At 40.7% G+C, this 17,124-nt stretch carries 13 protein-coding genes, 4 tRNA genes, 3 rRNA genes, 1 pseudogene and 1 CRISPR repeat array; of the genes and pseudogenes, 4 read left to right on the top strand and 17 right to left on the bottom strand.

What is annotated here, in order from left to right; all coding sequences use genetic code 11:
- Positions 1–83: 83 nt before the first annotated feature.
- Positions 84–476: a hypothetical protein gene (locus tag DTOX_RS17170; RefSeq protein ID WP_015758950.1), complete on the bottom strand. Its 393-nt coding sequence runs from the start codon at positions 474–476 to the stop codon at positions 84–86.
- Positions 477–928: 452 nt separating this feature from the next.
- Here DTOX_RS17170 and DTOX_RS23215 point away from each other — a divergent pair, with 452 nt between their 5' ends.
- Positions 929–1,069 carry a hypothetical protein gene (locus tag DTOX_RS23215; RefSeq protein WP_157863003.1) on the top strand — a complete coding sequence of 47 codons (141 nt, stop codon included), beginning with the start codon at positions 929–931 and terminating at the stop codon, positions 1,067–1,069.
- Between the two features lie 259 nt (positions 1,070–1,328).
- On the opposite strand, the gene DTOX_RS17175 is transcribed toward DTOX_RS23215, so the two are convergent.
- Together DTOX_RS17175 and DTOX_RS17180 are read right to left on the bottom strand one after the other, a co-directional pair.
- Positions 1,329–1,652 (bottom strand): YnfA family protein, encoded by a 324-nt coding sequence (locus DTOX_RS17175; RefSeq protein WP_042316140.1) that lies wholly within the window; start codon positions 1,650–1,652, stop codon positions 1,329–1,331.
- Positions 1,652–1,861: pseudogene (locus DTOX_RS17180) on the bottom strand (YnfA family protein); the annotation flags it as partial. The pseudogene DTOX_RS17180 and the gene DTOX_RS17175, both read right to left, overlap by 1 nt.
- A gap of 501 nt (positions 1,862–2,362) precedes the next feature.
- Between DTOX_RS17180 and larC the strand changes: the two are divergent.
- Positions 2,363–3,646, top strand: coding sequence for a nickel pincer cofactor biosynthesis protein LarC (larC, locus tag DTOX_RS17185; protein WP_015758952.1), 1,284 nt, complete (start codon positions 2,363–2,365; stop codon positions 3,644–3,646).
- A gap of 271 nt (positions 3,647–3,917) precedes the next feature.
- On the opposite strand, the gene ybgC is transcribed toward larC, so the two are convergent.
- Both ybgC and DTOX_RS17195 read right to left on the bottom strand, forming a co-directional pair.
- On the bottom strand, positions 3,918–4,301 hold the full coding sequence (gene ybgC, locus DTOX_RS17190; protein WP_015758953.1) for a tol-pal system-associated acyl-CoA thioesterase: 384 nt from the start codon (positions 4,299–4,301) through the stop codon (positions 3,918–3,920).
- Positions 4,302–4,413: 112 nt separating this feature from the next.
- Complete coding sequence (locus DTOX_RS17195) at positions 4,414–4,596, bottom strand: hypothetical protein (protein ID WP_052292968.1); 183 nt, start codon at positions 4,594–4,596, stop codon at positions 4,414–4,416.
- Positions 4,597–4,731: 135 nt separating this feature from the next.
- On the opposite strand from DTOX_RS17195, the gene DTOX_RS24535 reads away from it, so the two are divergent.
- Positions 4,732–5,259 carry an IS630 family transposase gene (locus tag DTOX_RS24535; RefSeq protein ID WP_042315521.1) on the top strand — a complete coding sequence of 176 codons (528 nt, stop codon included), beginning with the start codon at positions 4,732–4,734 and terminating at the stop codon, positions 5,257–5,259.
- A 19-nt stretch (positions 5,260–5,278) separates the two neighbouring features.
- Positions 5,279–5,782 (top strand): IS630 family transposase, encoded by a 504-nt coding sequence (locus DTOX_RS24540; RefSeq protein ID WP_242652418.1) that lies wholly within the window; start codon positions 5,279–5,281, stop codon positions 5,780–5,782.
- Positions 5,783–5,809: 27 nt separating this feature from the next.
- On the opposite strand, the gene DTOX_RS17210 is transcribed toward DTOX_RS24540, so the two are convergent.
- The 12 genes from DTOX_RS17210 to DTOX_RS17270 form a co-directional block, all read right to left on the bottom strand.
- Positions 5,810–6,304 carry an AAA family ATPase gene (locus DTOX_RS17210; protein WP_083773485.1) on the bottom strand — a complete coding sequence of 165 codons (495 nt, stop codon included), beginning with the start codon at positions 6,302–6,304 and terminating at the stop codon, positions 5,810–5,812.
- Between the two features lie 473 nt (positions 6,305–6,777).
- Positions 6,778–7,869 (bottom strand): RNA-guided endonuclease InsQ/TnpB family protein, encoded by a 1,092-nt coding sequence (locus tag DTOX_RS17220; protein ID WP_015758955.1) that lies wholly within the window; start codon positions 7,867–7,869, stop codon positions 6,778–6,780.
- Between the two features lie 5 nt (positions 7,870–7,874).
- Positions 7,875–8,279, bottom strand: coding sequence for an IS200/IS605 family transposase (tnpA, locus tag DTOX_RS17225; protein ID WP_015756076.1), 405 nt, complete (start codon positions 8,277–8,279; stop codon positions 7,875–7,877).
- Positions 8,280–8,729: 450 nt separating this feature from the next.
- Positions 8,730–9,892: direct repeats of the CRISPR family, unit length 30 nt; unit sequence GTTTTTAGTCTACCTATGAGGAATTGAAAC.
- 124 nt (positions 9,893–10,016) lie between these two features.
- On the bottom strand, positions 10,017–10,460 hold the full coding sequence (locus DTOX_RS17230; RefSeq protein ID WP_015758956.1) for a hypothetical protein: 444 nt from the start codon (positions 10,458–10,460) through the stop codon (positions 10,017–10,019).
- Positions 10,461–10,767: 307 nt separating this feature from the next.
- Positions 10,768–10,938, bottom strand: coding sequence for a hypothetical protein (locus DTOX_RS17235; protein ID WP_157863004.1), 171 nt, complete (start codon positions 10,936–10,938; stop codon positions 10,768–10,770).
- A gap of 417 nt (positions 10,939–11,355) precedes the next feature.
- A tRNA-Leu gene (locus DTOX_RS17240) sits at positions 11,356–11,444 on the bottom strand.
- Positions 11,445–11,511: 67 nt separating this feature from the next.
- Positions 11,512–11,587, bottom strand: a tRNA-Val gene (locus DTOX_RS17245).
- Positions 11,588–11,619: 32 nt separating this feature from the next.
- Positions 11,620–14,556, bottom strand: a 23S ribosomal RNA gene (locus DTOX_RS17250).
- A gap of 98 nt (positions 14,557–14,654) precedes the next feature.
- Positions 14,655–14,730 (bottom strand) — tRNA-Ala (locus tag DTOX_RS17255).
- A gap of 52 nt (positions 14,731–14,782) precedes the next feature.
- Positions 14,783–14,859, bottom strand: a tRNA-Ile gene (locus tag DTOX_RS17260).
- 135 nt (positions 14,860–14,994) lie between these two features.
- A 5S ribosomal RNA gene (rrf, locus tag DTOX_RS17265) occupies positions 14,995–15,109 on the bottom strand.
- Between the two features lie 124 nt (positions 15,110–15,233).
- Positions 15,234–16,804 (bottom strand): 16S ribosomal RNA (locus DTOX_RS17270).
- The 16S, 23S and 5S rRNA genes sit together here with 4 tRNA genes alongside, the layout of an rRNA operon.
- Positions 16,805–17,124 lie beyond the last annotated feature (320 nt).

Raw genomic sequence — 17,124 nt, forward strand, 5'->3', positions numbered from 1 at the left:
GTGCCCCTAAAATACCTTGCTTGCTTAGCATAGTGGTAAATGCCTTTTTCCTTAATTTTATTACCTTTTCAGTATGCTAGTTCTTACATTTTATTTATTGCTTTTTTAATTAAGGAAATTGCAATTTGAATAATTAAATATATACTAAACATACACAAAAAGCCCCATAAACCTGCGACTATATCTGCAAATTCCATATTTCCTCTATGTGTTATCTTTTGTTCAATTTCAAGACCAAACACTATCACTAATAATACCGTAAATGTATAGATAAAAGAAATAACTGACACATTAAACATGGCAATCCGCTTAAAAATAACATCTGTTACAAAAAATATAAATATTCCTAAAGCGCCGATTAGCCAAAAGTGCAAATCCTTGTCACTTAAATTAAGTCCTATTACTTTTGAAATGTAAAGAATAATATCATGTAGATTATTAACGAAATTGGATAATATATTTAATATTCCTGCCATTAGTTAAGCCCAATTTGTTTCATATTATTTCTACTTTCCTCTTCAATGAATCGCTTCACTTGTTTATTTAGCCAAATAGAAATTTTTATACTCGTTTTCATATCTTAAAAACCCCTCATTTCTCGAGTTATCTTTATACAACAGATTATTCACTATTGCTTAAATAAAATACGACTGAAACTCCTTTATGATATGAAACCATAAGTAATCAAATAAAACAATACCGAAACAGTCTAACTAAGCTGCAGCAAATATTAGTTTAACTAGCGGCACCTGACCAAGCGCCAACAACAAAACAAATTCTGCTTCATACTATGATCTTAATTCAAACACTGATACTTGATTTTATTGAAATGTTATCTATGATATAATTCCATCATTCAGCATGGCCATGGTGGCTTTGGATTAGATAGTTTTATGAGAGGCATAGCAACGGGTCTGCTGGGTCAGCCATGCTAGACAGCTTGTTTAGTGATAATGAAAATGAAGAAACAGATGCTGAAGATTCAGATACACATACAGGTGGTGGTGAAAAGGCTGACAGTGGTCTATTAGACTTCAATTTCAGTGACTCTGGAGACGATCTATTCTAGTCTCAAACGACATGAATTTCTTTGGTATTATTATAGAAATAAAATTGCTATAATAATACCCGGTTCATAGCCGGTTACTATCGCCTCACATTGTGCCGTCTATTAATAAAAAAAGAAGGCTCTCACGGTTAAGAACCTACCTTTTTCTTTGCTGTCTTTATGCAGTCATGCCCTGGTGTTATGCTTTAGCTTGCACGCTAGGAAGAAGAGTGGCAGTCTCTTATTTCTGCTATGCAACAGAATAATTAACTTATAATAATTATCTGGGTGTCCATATTATAATAGCCGCACCTATTAAGGAGATTGCAGACCCTATCCAATCATAGTGATCAGGTTTCTTTTTATCAATACCCCATCCCCATAACAAAGACAGTATAATAAAAATACCGCCATATGCAGCATACACCCTTCCGAAATTAGGATAGTCCTGGAACGTGGGAATAACCCCGTATACTACAAGAATAATGCCCCCAGCTAGGCCAACAAAAACATGCTTTTTCTCACGAAGACATAACCAAACCAAGTAACCGCCACCAATTTCCGCAAGTCCGGCCAATACAAATAGAATTGCTGATTTTATCATCACTCTTTATTCACTCCTTCCTGCAGTTCCTGTCGTGGAGCCCAAAGAATAATACCTGTTCCCAATAACGCTATAACCGTGCCAACCCAATCATAAAAATCAGGGATTATGTTATCAATCCACCAACCCCACAGTATTGACATTATAATAAAAACACCACCATACGCAGCATAAATTCGCCCAAAACTGGGGAATTGCTGAAATGTTGGAAATTGCCGATCTTATAATCATTTTTATCTCCCCCATTATTAATTGCCGCCTGTTTTTTATGATTCTACATGAACAATTCTAACATTTTTCGTTAATGATAATCAATATCAGTATTTAGTTGACTACATTTATTCATGTACGATATAATCCTGCTCCGGTAACAGATTTTTAAATTCCATTAGCCAAATTCCACCTTTTAAAATACCCGCTATGTCTTCCCCAGAAAACACGTCAAGGTAATTTCTCGACTATTCCTCCGGCTTTTCCTGCTTTTTTTATAATTTCATCAACCTCTTCAATTGATTTAGTGTTATAAGCAAGAGTAATACCTGAAAATCCTCGTCCATTAGGCGGCTCTTATTCGTTTATATCTTTAGCCGACCTTTCTAATGGATATAAAGTCGGGGTAAATTTATAGTTTCTAAATATTGCTTGATATCTCGACAGAAAATTGGTATTCTCATGTTGAGAACCAAAACGTGTATTGGGAGAGATAATTTATGAAAATATTATATTATGATTGTTTTTGCGGAATCAGTGGAGATATGAATTTAGGGGCATTGCTTGATTTAGGAGTGAACCAGAAGTACTTAAGACAAGAGCTTTCCAAACTGAATTTGGACGCTGAATATGATTTGCAGATTAAAAAGGATATTAAAAAAGAAATAAAAGGAACACGGGTGGATGTAATCTTAAAAAATGAAAAAGAGTGCCATAAGCGCGATCACACACATAACCACTCTCATGACCATCACCACCATCATAATCATCAGAAAGACAAAGAGCAGTACTTTTCAACGGTTCATACCGAACATACTTATCATGAGCATAGAAATTTAAAGGATATTGAACACATTATAAAAACCAGCGGTTTAAATGACAGAGTAAAAGAATTAAGCTTGAATATGTTCATGAAAGTAGCCGAGGCTGAGGCAATGATTCACGGAAATTCCCCGTACGAAGTGCATTTCCACGAGGTTGGGGCTACTGATTCCATCATCGATATTGTTGGAGCAGCAGTGTGCTTGGATTACCTAAAGGTGGATAAGATTATGTCCTCTTCCGTCCAGTTAGGAGGAGGCTTTGTAAAGTGTGCTCATGGCATTATACCTATTCCCGCCCCGGCAACGGTCGAAATATTAAAAGGCGTTCCTATTAAGTTCGGCAACGTACCTTTTGAAACAACGACACCTACTGGAGCAGCTATTTTAGCAGCCAATGTGGATAAATTTACAGATATGGTGCATTTTTCAATAGGCAGGACCGGCTACGGAATAGGACATAGAGATATGGAAATTCCCAATATTCTTAGGGTTTATTTAGCGAACGAAGAAAAAAATGAAGAAATAGAAACTCAATATATATTGGAGACTAATATTGATGACATGAACCCGGAGCTCTACGGTTATATTGAGGAAAAGCTTTTTGAACGAGGCGCTCTAGATGTATTTAAGACACCTATATCAATGAAAAAAGGAAGGTCAGCAATAAAACTAAGTATATTAATCGATGAAGGGCGGGAAAAAGACATACTGGACATAGTTTTTAGAGAAACCACTTCCATCGGCATCAGAAAATACAAGGTTGAAAAAATAATGCTGCAAAGAGATTTTGTACGGGTAAAGACGCAGTATGGTGATATAACTATTAAAAACTCCTATTACCAAGGGGAAAAAGTGAAATACAAGCCGGAATATGAGGATTGCAGAAAAATAGCCAGTGAAAAGAATATACCTATTTCAAGTGTATACAGAGAAGTATACAAAATAATAGAGGAATGTTAGCGTGAAAAATAATATGAAATATATAAAGCCAAATAATTATCCTTAAAAGGGAAATATCCTTTTAACCTTTTTCGGCGGAGCAGACGGTACTTTTTACTTAAAGTAACTAAGTAGATCTCTTGGTGATAACTCAAAAACAGTAACAATAAATACATTTGCCCTACATTATTCCTAAATGGCAAATCGAAGAGGCGAAAAATTTAGCACAGAAATTAGGCACTACCCATGAAATCATAGATGTGTCCATTATTGATGGCTTGTTCGTAATGACTTATTCTTTAATGGCCTGTATGATCTCCTCAGGCAACCGCTTGGGCTTCATTCCAGGTCCTACACACGCCAATTTCACTTTACCATCTGCGAGCAGTTTTCCGTCAATAACCCGCAGCACTTGCTGGGCAAGGGTGAAAGAGGATTTTCTAATTTCCAGCACGACTGTTTCCACTCTGAGCAAATCGTCATGCAGGGCCGGGGCGAGGTAATCAATCTCCAAATGCACAACCGGAAAGACAAAACCTTGTCTGGCCATTTCCCCAACTGAAAATCCCCGCTCACGAAGGTATTCAGTCCTTCCTCTTTCGAAGTACTTTAGATAATTTGAATGATAAACCACTCCACCTGCATCAGTGTCTTCGTAATAAACCCGAATTTCCATAGAAATACCCTCCGACAAATATAAATGTAAGGAGCAATTGGTTAAAGTTGGTTTTTATATGTGTTATTCCATAAAAATTTGTTTACTAGTTGAAATGTCTGAAATAGTATAGTTAATCATTATCTAATATTTTGGAAAGAAACTTTTCTCTATGCTGCAAAAAATATTTAGTGATTTGATAGTGATCTGTCATTTCGTATTCCATTTCAGTAATTTTTCCATCATCAAAACTCAAAATTACAGAATCAGGATAGCCTAGTAGTATGGGAGAGTGAGTAGCAATAATAAATTGCACATCACCACTCCTAGTTAAGTCATGTATTATTCTTAAAAATGTTATTTGTCTATATAGAAACGATTAATAAAGTAATGGTAATTTTTACTCCTATCCTGTAAAATAGAATCAAGTGTGGGGAGGGGTATTATTACCATGAGGAAATTGCATTTAAACAATCCACAAAATTTAACCATTGAGGATTTGAATAAGATAAAAAGAGAAACACCATATAAACTAAGATGCAGAGTTCAAGCTGTCATTCTTGTCATGAAAGGGAGACAAGCAAAGCAGATTGCCGAATATCTTGATATAAGTGAACAAACCATAAGAAAATACGTTGCTTACTTTAATGAAGGTGGAGTTGAAAAACTGCTTCATGTATCAAAAAAACCGGGAAGACCGCCAAGGCTAACCAATGAACAAAAAGAAGAGGTCAAAGAGGTACTGAAAAAATCACCATCAGAGGTTGGTTTTAGTACCCATACTACTTGGAATTGTAAAACCCTCGCTGCTTACATTCATGATACATACGGCATTAAATATACATCAGATGGTGTTTGGCGCATGCTTCTTAAGATGGATTTTCGTTATAATCGTCCCACTTATGTATTAGCCAAAGCTGATCCGGAAAAGCAAAAAGCTTTTCAAGATGAGCTGGAAGAGTTAAAAAAATCTCACTGAATGTGAAATACTCCTATATGTGGATGCATCTCACATTAGGGACTATCAAGGTTTACAACGAGCATGGTTCCCAAAAGGTGAGCAAAAAAAGATTAAGACCTATGGACACCATGCAAAAGTTACATTATACGGTGCTTTAAACTACTATACGGGTAAAGTTTTTTGTGTAAATTATGACAAAATCAATGCAGAAAAATTCAAAGATTTTCTTAAAAAATTGGTATCACATTTTTTAAAAGATGACATTTCTAAAATTTACATTGTTCTTGATAATGCAAGAGTTCATCATGCAAAATTACTTAAAGACTTTTTAGACGAGCATAAGGATCATCTGTTTTTGAAATTTCTTCCACCCTACTCACCCAATCTGAATTGCATAGAAGAGTTATGGAAATGGTTAAAAAATACAGCTATTTATAATCGCTTTCATAAAAATGCTTCAGAAATTCAAAAATCTGTTGACTCGTTTTTAGAGGAAATCAAATGCTGTTCGGAAGATGTGAAAAAGAGACTTTGCGTTTAATTTATAACGATATTTATTATTTCGGTTCTATATAGATGGTGATAAAGCTGATTCTGGTTCATCCAATAAGTAAATGGCTTTTCCCCTAAAACGATTCAAAAACAGAGATAGAAATGCTTCTCCGTGCGATTGTCTATGAAGAGAAGAACCACCGTAATCTCTAAAACCGGTATCATCCACATCATCAATATGAGTAGCAAAATGATAAAAGGATTCTGCTCGTAAGAAGAATCCATTAGTAATCTTTGGCATCCATGATAGTCTAATGTAATCTCCTAAAGCAGACTCAGAAGCATGTACTTTGTAAATATTATTTCGTCCACCACCAGCAGTGTTAAAATTACACTTATCTGCAATTGCTTCTAGCAAAGTAGATTTTCCAGAACCATTCTCCCCAACAAAAAATGTTACATTACTCTTGAATTCAATTTGATACAAGCTATTAATGGAGGGTATAGAAAATGGGTAATGTTTAAAAGATGCTATATTTTCTCGTAAAAGTATAACCTTTTTTAAAAACATGCAAAATCACCTGATTATAATTTTATCATAATAACTCCCCCTTGTTTTATATTTCCTAATAATTTTTCAACGAATTTATAAAAATTCTTTCATTTTTCTAAACTATCTTCATTAGTTCTAATCTACCCCAAACCCCATCCTTAAACCTACTGATTCATGTTTTACAGTTTTTTTATCCTTTTTTCGTCCTGGGTTTATACGGTTGATTATGCTGAGCTCTAAATTCCAAATCCGTGGCAATACGTTTAAGTAATTTGATTGAAATATTTTAGCATTATCTGTAAAGGCATTCCAGAGTACCATATTGTGAACTACCCCCGCTTACGTTCCACTAAGAAGCGGGGGCTTCCAAAGGAACATCAACGAGCGTTTCCTGATTCATCAGCCACGGCCTACCGTTACAAAGAGCAATAGGTCTTACACGGCCTCCAGCAGGCATGACTTCGGGCGGTCCCCGCCCTACAACTATATATCTAAGCCGCTAGCATTTCTAAGCCACGACGTTCTATCAATATGGCTGACACCAAATCCCTGGGCATAACCATTCCACAAGCAGGACACCGGTGCACTCTGACACTCAAATCCTTTGGCACATTGGCACCACAAAGACATGTCTGGGAAGTGCCATGAGGAGGGACAGGAAGAAATATTTTACCATATCTGTGACATTTATACTCAACAAAGTTTCTGAATGTACCCCATGAAGCATCATGTATGCTTTTAGCTAGGTAGTGGTTTTTGACCATGTTCTTGATCTTTAGATCTTCCATGAAGACAATATCATGGCTCTGAACCACGTCTAGACTGGCCTTGTGTAGAAAGTCTTTTCGTTGATTAGTTATCTTAGCATGAAGTTTAGCCACTTTAGTTTTGGCTTTCCCTCGGTTGTTAGAACCTTTCTTTTTGCGAGAAAGTCTTCGCTGTTGTTTGGCTAACTTCCTTTCTGATTTACGATAGTATTTTGGGGTTCCTATTTCTGTACTATCAGACAATACAGCAAAATGTTCAAGGCCCACGTCTATTCCAATGGATTTGGTACTGTCGATAAGATTTTCGAGTACTTCCACTTCGGCAGTCAAATTAGCGTACCACTTACCACCGTGATACTTTATGTTAACCCTGGATATTTGACTGGCATCAAATTCCCGGTGAGTTGTCATTTTTACGAAACCTATTTTAGAAAGATAGATTTTACCCGGCTTAGAGAAAGTTTTCTTTACAGCATCCACCTGGGGATAGGTAAATGATGTGTAATGGTCACGGTTTTTGAACCGGGGGTATCCGGCTTCTTTGGCAAAAAACCGCTGATAGGCAAAGTCTACCCGGCGCAAAGTATCCTGCATTACCTGACTGTGAACTTGCTTGTATTCCAGATGTTCTTTTGTATAGCCCGGCAGCATATTCTGCTGTTTATTATATGTCAACCCTTGGCCGGTTTCTTTATACACACGCTGACGCTCAGATAAAGACCAGTTATAGAGTTTCCGGCAAAGTTTTAGTGTGTGAAACATTTTTTTCTGTTGCTCTTTGGTCGGACGCATTTCAAACCGGTAGACAATTTGCAAATGATTCACCTCTTTTCACCCTGGGTTTCAATGTACTTCTTAATTACTTCAATGGGTGCACCACCTGTAGTTAGAAGACAAAAACTTTGCGACCAAAAATATTCTTTCCACAGCTGCTTTCTAACTTCCGGAAACTCCTTTTTAATAAGTCTGGATGATGCACTTTTGAATGCATTGATGTACTTAGAAATTTCCGTATTAGGGTGAGCCTTGAACAATATGCGTGTGTGATCTTTGTCATGGTTGTATTCAAGAAAACTAATATTATATTTTGGTGCAATATACTCACCAATTTCTTTGATACGGTTTGCTATTGTGTCGTTTATAACTTTTCTGCGGTATTTTACTACCAAAATCAGATGATATGTGAGTAAGAAGACTGAGTGGCTATTTGTATCAAGTTTGCTCAATAATAATCAACCTTTCGTTATTGCGTCTGATTATATTTTGCCACATCATAGAGGCTTTGGCAAACATTTTATTAGTACACAAAACAAGGCCGCCATTCATCCCACCACCTTAGAGGTGGGGGAATTCTGGCGGGGTTTGGTTAAAATAAAATTCAGACTGAATAATACTACAGGTATAACTGTCAATTACTGCTATCAGTCTTAAACACCGTTTTTTATTTTTAACGGGATTAAGTATACTTGTCCCATCCCAAATATCACAAATCCAACTCATTACTGAGTATTGTCGTCGATCTCCGGTAGTGTAATTTTTCCGGCAGATCGACGATATTGTTTTGTGGCCTTTAGACACTAATATATCTAACTTTTAATGATAATGCTAAGTATAATACTTGTTTTAACTGTTTATTTGATGTAGACTTAAAAGTAGACATTCTAAGGTTTTAGTGGGTTTTTAGTCTACCTATGAGGAATTGAAACATGGTTCACGTACTTTTGGGTCCCTTTTCTCAAGTTCGTTTTTAGTCTACCTATGAGGAATTGAAACCCAAGATTTATTCCTAACATTGATGCAGTAATAAAGCGTTTTTAGTCTACCTATGAGGAATTGAAACTCTTTGTCTTTAGGCTTTTCATCTTCATCGCCCCAGCGTTTTTAGTCTACCTATGAGGAATTGAAACCACAATCGGCATGTTTAAAATGCTAAAAGCGCATACTGTTTTTAGTCTACCTATGAGGAATTGAAACGCAATTGCACAGCATCGGTGGTAAGTTTTCCATCAAGTTTTTAGTCTACCTATGAGGAATTGAAACATTGTTTCGAAGGTATTTATTGTGTCTTTATCAAAACGTTTTTAGTCTACCTATGAGGAATTGAAACTTATATTCTAACCCTGATGAAACATCTTCATTTACTTTGTTTTTAGTCTACCTATGAGGAATTGAAACCGGCTTTAGACTTCTTAGGTCTATTAGCTTCGTATAAGTTTTTAGTCTACCTATGAGGAATTGAAACTATCTTCAAACACATTACAATTGTTAGGCATACGAGTTTTTAGTCTACCTATGAGGAATTGAAACTGATACCTGCAAGCGCTCCAGTAGTGACATCCTAAGCGTTTTTAGTCTACCTATGAGGAATTGAAACACTAACCAATGAAAACAACTGTAGTTAATGTTAACTTCGTTTTTAGTCTACCTATGAGGAATTGAAACCCCGATCTTGTGGGCATGAAGAGGTCGTGTCTCTGGGTTTTTAGTCTACCTATGAGGAATTGAAACATGCTGAAAGCATTAACTAAAGTTATTTTCATTTATGTTTTTAGTCTACCTATGAGGAATTGAAACGATAACTGGTTAGCTATCTCAGTAGCCAGTGCAGCCGTTTTTAGTCTACCTATGAGGAATTGAAACCAGTGTCGGCTATCTCAGCAAGTTTATCTAATGTAGGTTTTTAGTCTACCTATGAGGAATTGAAACTCTTGCTGACCTAGCACACCGGCAAACTGCCAGGAGTTTTTAGTCTACCTATGAGGAATTGAAACAGTATATATAGGGGGATAGTGTCACGTATGTTACGCACGTTTTTAGTCTACCTATGAGGAATTGGTGTGAAAATTAATTGCCTGTGGAATGCCTACATGCTTCGGTAAACGGTATAGGTTTTGTCGACATGGAAATACGATCAGGTAACTTTGAAGGGTTAAGTGTTTGGTTGTTATTAACCCACTATTAAATTAGGATTTTCGTTTTCTGCCTCTTTTTTTATTCGGCGGTTTATCAATATTCTCAGTAGGTATTGGTGCATCAACAGATGCTTTTATATTAACGTTCCGGTTCTCGTTTAAAGAAATATCAGGAGAATCCGTAATAGGAAGATCATCATTTACAAAGCTAATAAAAGTTTCAAAAACATTAGGCTCAGAATTAGAAATAATAGGAAAAGTAGTAAGCAAAGCTTCAACTTTTTCCAGCATAGCATCATCACTTTCAATAGCCGATTCTAAGAGATCAGATGCACCGAAAAGATCAGTTATCTCGGCAGATTCATTCTTTAGAGAATCGGAGACGGCTTTTTTTTCATTATTTTGCTGAGTACCCCTAAACTTTTTTTGATCAAATTCTTCGTTTTTTGAAAGACAATCGTATATAATTCTCAAAATTTTGTGAGCTAAAGCCACAATAGCTCTGTTTTTACCTTTTTTCTTAGAATTGGTTAATGATTTTTGGAGAGCATTGGATCTGAAGAGAACTAAAAAGAAGATGAATAAAACCGGAGGCTGGATAGGCCTCCGGTTTTGATTTTGCTTTAAGTAATATTCTTAGTGCTTCAATAAATACTACTCAGTAAGAATATTAACTAATTTTGAGATTTGCTGTCCTGCATAAAATAGAAGATTGACCGACTTTACAAGCGTTTCTTCAGGTTCATCATCTTTGATCCATAATATCATTGACCTTACTTTAGCAGTTTCATTCATTAAATTATTAGATACTATAAGCTTGTTTTAAATTTTCAAGGGATTCGGCATCCTGCCTTAATTCATTAATAATATCCATTTGATATATATAAAGCTTTGCTGTTGCCAAAGAGAGAATTAAGGAGGTTACCGACAGTTTAAGAAGCAACTCCGGATTTTCAGAAATTATTCTTGCCATTTCCCCCAGCCTCCTTTCCAGACCCATTATTCCAGCACCTTGTCCATTTTGTCAATGATTGTATTTCATATATATGAATATCTTTCCATACAGCTATTTCCATTCTCGTATAAAAATATATGTATTTCCTATACTTTTATGCGTGAATGATAAAAGCTATCCCCTCAATAGCCGGAATCAAAAAATTTAAAACACAAAAAACCACCGAGCAAATTAATATGCGGCTTCCCGGATACTACTATGGCAAAAAAAAATAAACCGGGGTTAAACTCCCAGCATTTTTTATGTATTAGTTTTAGTTAGGTCTTATAATAATATATCGTTTTGCAAATTGTGTCCCCAAAATGTCCACATCATTGTCTATAGAAATACTAATAAATATAAAAACCCTGGAACAGTTGATATCCCAGGGTTTCTTGGTGCCGGAAACCGGAATCGAACCGGTACGAGGAATTACCCTCGCAGGATTTTAAGTCCTGTGCGTCTGCCAGTTCCGCCACTCCGGCAGGAGATTAAATTATTAACGTTAATTATAATAACACAGCTTATATAACATGTCAATAATTAAAACTATGGTGGGCGATGACAGGATCGAACTGCCGACATCCTGCTTGTAAGGCAGGCGCTCTCCCAGCTGAGCTAATCGCCCTTGTTCCTTCAAAACTGCACAGCGTGAATTTGTAGGTCAAGCATTCGACCTATTAGTACCGGTCAGCTAAACACATTACTATGCTTACACACCCGGCCTATCTACCTGGTGGTCTTCCAGGGGTCTTATTCTTGTGAAGGGAAACCTAATCTTAAGGTGGGCTTCGCGCTTAGATGCTTTCAGCGCTTATCCCTTCCGGATATAACTACCCGGCATTGCCGCTGGCGCGACAACCGGTACACCAGTGATCCGTCCATCCCGGTCCTCTCGTACTAGGGACAGCTCCTTGCAAGTTTCCTGCGACTGCGATGGATAGGGACCGAACTGTCTCACGACGTTCTGAACCCAGCTCACGTACCGCTTTAATGGGCGAACAGCCCAACCCTTGGGACCTACTACAGCCCCAGGATGCGATGAGCCGACATCGAGGTGCCAAACCTCCCCGTCGATGTGAACTCTTGGGGGAGATAAGCCTGTTATCCCCGGGGTAGCTTTTATCCGTTGAGCGACGGCTCTTCCACTCGATACCGCCGGATCACTAAGCCCGACTTTCGTCCCTGCTCGACCTGTATGTCTCGCAGTCAAGCTCCCTTTTGCCTTTGCACTCTGTGAGCGCGATTTCCAACCGCGCTGAGGGAACCTTTGGGCGCCTCCGTTACTTTTTGGGAGGCGACCGCCCCAGTCAAACTGCCCGCCTGACAATGTCCACCGGCCTGATTCAAGGCCGTATGTTAGAACTTCAATACTGCAAGGGTGGTATCCCAACGTTGGCTCCGCCAAGGCTGGCGCCCTGGCTTCTCTGCCTCCCACCTATCCTGTACATGCAATACCAAAATCCAATATCAAGCTGCAGTAAAGCTCCACGGGGTCTTTCTGTCCTATCGCAGTTAGCCGGCATCTTTACCGGCAATTCAATTTCACCGAGCCCCTCGTTGAGACAGTGCCCAAATCGTTACGCCTTTCGTGCGGGTCAGAACTTACCTGACAAGGAATTTCGCTACCTTAGGACCGTTATAGTTACGGCCGCCGTTTACCGGGGCTTCAATTCAAAGCTTCGAGTTTCCCCTGACCTCTCCTCTTAACCTTCCGGCACCGGGCAGGCGTCAGCTCCTATACTTCATCTTAGCGATTTAGCAGGAACCTGTGTTTTTGGTAAACAGTCGCTTGGGCCTTTTCTCTGCGGCCTCTTCACGCTCCGAATGTATAAATCTTCACGTTAATGAGGCACCCCTTCTCCCGAAGTTACGGGGTCATTTTGCCGAGTTCCTTAACGAGGGTTCTCTCGCGCGCCTTAGGATTCTCACCCTACCTACCTGTGTCGGTTTGCGGTACGGGCACCAATGAGTCTCGTTAGAGGTTTTTCTTGACAGTATGGGTTCAACCACTTCGGTACTTATTTTCCCTCCCCATCACTTCTCAGGCTTTATGTCAGACGGATTTGCCTGTCTGACGCCCTACGAGCTTGGACGCGCTTTTCCATCCGCGCGCTTGGCCTACCCTCCTGTGTCACCCCATCCTGATAATGACTTTTGGTGGCATAGGATTTTCAACCTATTGTCCATCGCCTACGCCTTTCGGCCTCGGCTTAGGTCCCGGCTTACCCTGGGCGGACGAGCCTTCCCCAGGAATCCTTAGGTTTTCGGCGGGCAGGATTCTCACCTGCCTTTTCGCTTACTTATACCGGCATTCTCACTTCCATACACTCCACCGCTCCTTACGGTACGACTTCGCTGCATATGGAACGCTCCTCTACCATGTCTTGCGACATCCGTGGCTTCGGTGACATGCTTTAGCCCCGTTACATTTTCGGCGCAGGGCCACTTGACCAGTGAGCTATTACGCACTCTTTGAATGGTGGCTGCTTCTAAGCCAACATCCTGGTTGTCTGTGCAACCCCACATCCTTTTCCACTTAGCATGTCTTTGGGACCTTAGCCGACGGTCTGGGCTGTTTCCCTTTCGACTATGAACCTTAGCACCCATAGTCTGACTCTTGAGTATGTTTTAATCCGGCATTCGGAGTTTGATTGAGTTCGGTAACCGGTGAAGGCCCCTAGCCCAGTCAGTGCTCTACCTCCGGATTTTTTTCTCAAGGCTAGCCCTAAAGCTATTTCGAGGAGAACCAGCTATCTCCGGGTTCGATTGGCATTTCACCCCTACCCACGTTTCATCCGCCTCCTTTTCAACGAAGGTCGGTTCGAGCCTCCACTTTATTTTACTAAAGCTTCACTCTGAACATGGGTAGATCACCCGGTTTCGGGTCTACTCCAACGGACTTGCCGCCCTATTAAGACTTGCTTTCGCTTCGGCTCCGTCTTTTCTGACTTAACCTTGCCCGTTAGATGTAACTCGCCGGTCCGTTCTACAAAAAGTACGCCGTCACACTTTTAACGTGCTTCGACTGGCTTGTAAGCATACGGTTTCAGGTTCTTTTTCACTCCCCTTCCGGGGTGCTTTTCACCTTTCCCTCACGGTACTAATCACTATCGGTTGCTGCAGGTATTTAGCCTTGGGAGGTGGTCCTCCCTGTTTCCCACGGGGTTTCTCGTGTCCCGCGGTACTTGGGATTCACTCTAAACTTCTCGCCTTTTCGCCTACAGGGTTGTTACCTTTTATAACGGGCCTTTCCAGGCCGCTTCGGCTAAAGCAATGGTTTGTGATGAGTGTCCCGCTACCCCTAATCTGCAAGCAGTTTAGGTTTTGGCTGGTCCCTTTTCGCTCGCCGCTACTCGGGGAATCGCTGTTGCTTTCTTTTCCTCAGGGTACTAAGATGTTTCAGTTCCCCTGGTGCCCTCCTATAACCTATGGATTCAGTTATAGGTGACGAGGGTTTGCCTCGCCGGGTTGCCCCATTCGGATATCCACGGATCGTTGCCTGCTTGCGGCTTCCCGTGGCTTTTCGCAGCTTGCCGCGTCCTTCTTCGGCCTGCAGCACCTAGGCATTCGCCGTATGCTCTTTTTTGCTTGACCTATTTTTTGCGCTTGAGAGTTCTATTTGCATTACTAAATAGAGCTTTCTTTTGCTTCACGCTGTGTAGTTTTCAAAGAACAATATTAATAAATTTTTATGGTGGAGATGAGCGGAATCGAACCGCTGACCCCCTGCTTGCAAGGCAGGTGCTCTCCCAGCTGAGCTACACCCCCATACTCAATATTTGAAGGTCTGTTATGACTCCGAATATCGAATTTCGAACAGTGGTGGGCCTAGGTGGACTCGAACCACCGACCTCACGCTTATCAGGCGTGCGCTCTAGCCGGCTGAGCTATAGGCCCATAATTTTTTGCATCGTTTATTAAGGCAAAGTTTTATTCTATTACTTGTTTTCTATTAAATCAGTAGTTAGATCTTAACTTATTTCTGGTTTATGTCTAACAATAAACAACCCCTGTTTAAGGGGTAAAATTAGTTTCCGGCAACGTCTTACTCTCCCAGGGGGTAACCCCAAGTACCATCAGCGCTGAAGAGCTTGACTTCCGTGTTCGGGATGGGAACGGGTATGACCTCTTCGCTATTGCCACCGGAAAAAGCCTCTCAAAACTAAACAGTTTGTCGATGGATGTCGACCAATATTGAGAAGTAGTAGGCAAGAAATTAGCTGTGAGAGTTCTCATCACCATTTACTTGCCTCTGCTTCCAATATCCTTAGAAAGGAGGTGATCCAGCCGCACCTTCCGATACGGCTACCTTGTTACGACTTCACCCCAATCACCGACCCCACCTTCGACGGCTCTCTCTCTTGCGAGTTAAGTCACCGGCTTCGGGTGTTGCCGACTTTCGTGGTGTGACGGGCGGTGTGTACAAGGCCCGGGAACGTATTCACCGCAGTATGCTGACCTGCGATTACTAGCGATTCCGACTTCATGTAGGCGAGTTGCAGCCTACAATCCGAACTGGGACCTGTTTTTAGGGGTTGGCTCTACTTCACAGTTTCGCTTCCCTCTGTTCAGGCCATTGTAGTACGTGTGTAGCCCAAGACATAAGGGGCATGATGATTTGACGTCATCCCCACCTTCCTCCGTTTTGTCAACGGCAGTTCTGCCAGAGTTCCCACCTTTATGTGCTGGCAACTGGCTGTAGGGGTTGCGCTCGTTGCGGGACTTAACCCAACATCTCACGACACGAGCTGACGACAACCATGCACCACCTGTCTCCGTGTTTACCCGAAGGTGAAAAACCGTGTTTCCACAGCTGTCACGGGATGTCAAGCCTTGGTAAGGTTCTTCGCGTTGCGTCGAATTAAACCACATACTCCACCGCTTGTGCGGGCCCCCGTCAATTCCTTTGAGTTTCAGTCTTGCGACCGTACTCCCCAGGCGGAGTGCTTATTGTGTTAACTGTGGCACCGAGGGGGTCGATACCCCCGACACCTAGCACTCATCGTTTACGGCGTGGACTACCAGGGTATCTAATCCTGTTTGATCCCCACGCTTTCGCGCCTCAGTGTCAGTTACAGGCCAGGAAGTCGCCTTCGCCACTGGTGTTCCTCCTAATATCTACGCATTTCACCGCTACACTAGGAATTCCACTTCCCTCTCCTGCACTCAAGTCTACCAGTTTCAGAAGCAGTCTCCAGGTTGAGCCCGGAGTTTTCACTTCTGACTTAATAAACCACCTACTCGCCCTTTACGCCCAGTAATTCCGGACAACGTTTGCCACCTACGTATTACCGCGGCTGCTGGCACGTAGTTAGCCGTGGCTTCCTCTTATTGTACCGTCATTTTTCCTTGCTGTTTACAAGAAATCTGTTCGTCCAATATCACAGAGCTTTACAATCCGAAGACCTTCTTCGCTCACGCGGCGTTGCTCCGTCAGGCTTTCGCCCATTGCGGAAGATTCCCCACTGCTGCCTCCCGTAGGAGTCTGGACCGTGTCTCAGTTCCAGTGTGGCCGATCACCCTCTCAGGCCGGCTACCCATCGTCGCTTTGGTGGGCCGTTACCCCACCAACTGGCTAATGGGACGCGGATTCATCTGTAAGCGGCAGCATTGTAAAGAGGCCACCTTTTCTCTTTTCACCATGCGATAAAAAGAGGTTATCCGGTATTAGCACCGGTTTCCCGGCGTTATTCCTGTCTTACAGGCAGATTATCCACGCGTTACTCACCCGTCCGCCACTAAGTTAAGGAAAAAGTAAACTTTTTTCTTATCTCCGTTCGACTTGCATGTGTTAAGCACGCCGCCAACGTTCGTCCTGAGCCAGGATCAAACTCTCCGTTAAATATGTGAAAAGTTTGATTGCTCATTAAGATTTGGCTTAAATTTCGTTAAAAGTTAAAACTTTTGACGAGGTATGTTTAATTTCATCCATCTTACACTGTTTAGTTTTCAAAGACCTTAACCGAAAATTTCACCCGGCAGTTATTAATTATAACAGTTATGTGCCTCTTAGTCAAGAACCATTTTTACCTTTATTCTTGCAGCGACAATATCAATAATACATTTAAATGCTTAAAAAGTCAATGTTATTTTATGCCTTTCAACCACCGGCAGCTTAGATATAGTAACCTAAAATTTTTAAAAGGTCAAGCAAATATTTTT

This window comes from Desulfofarcimen acetoxidans DSM 771 (assembly GCF_000024205.1).
Lineage (GTDB): Bacteria > Bacillota > Desulfotomaculia > Desulfotomaculales > Desulfofarciminaceae > Desulfofarcimen > Desulfofarcimen acetoxidans.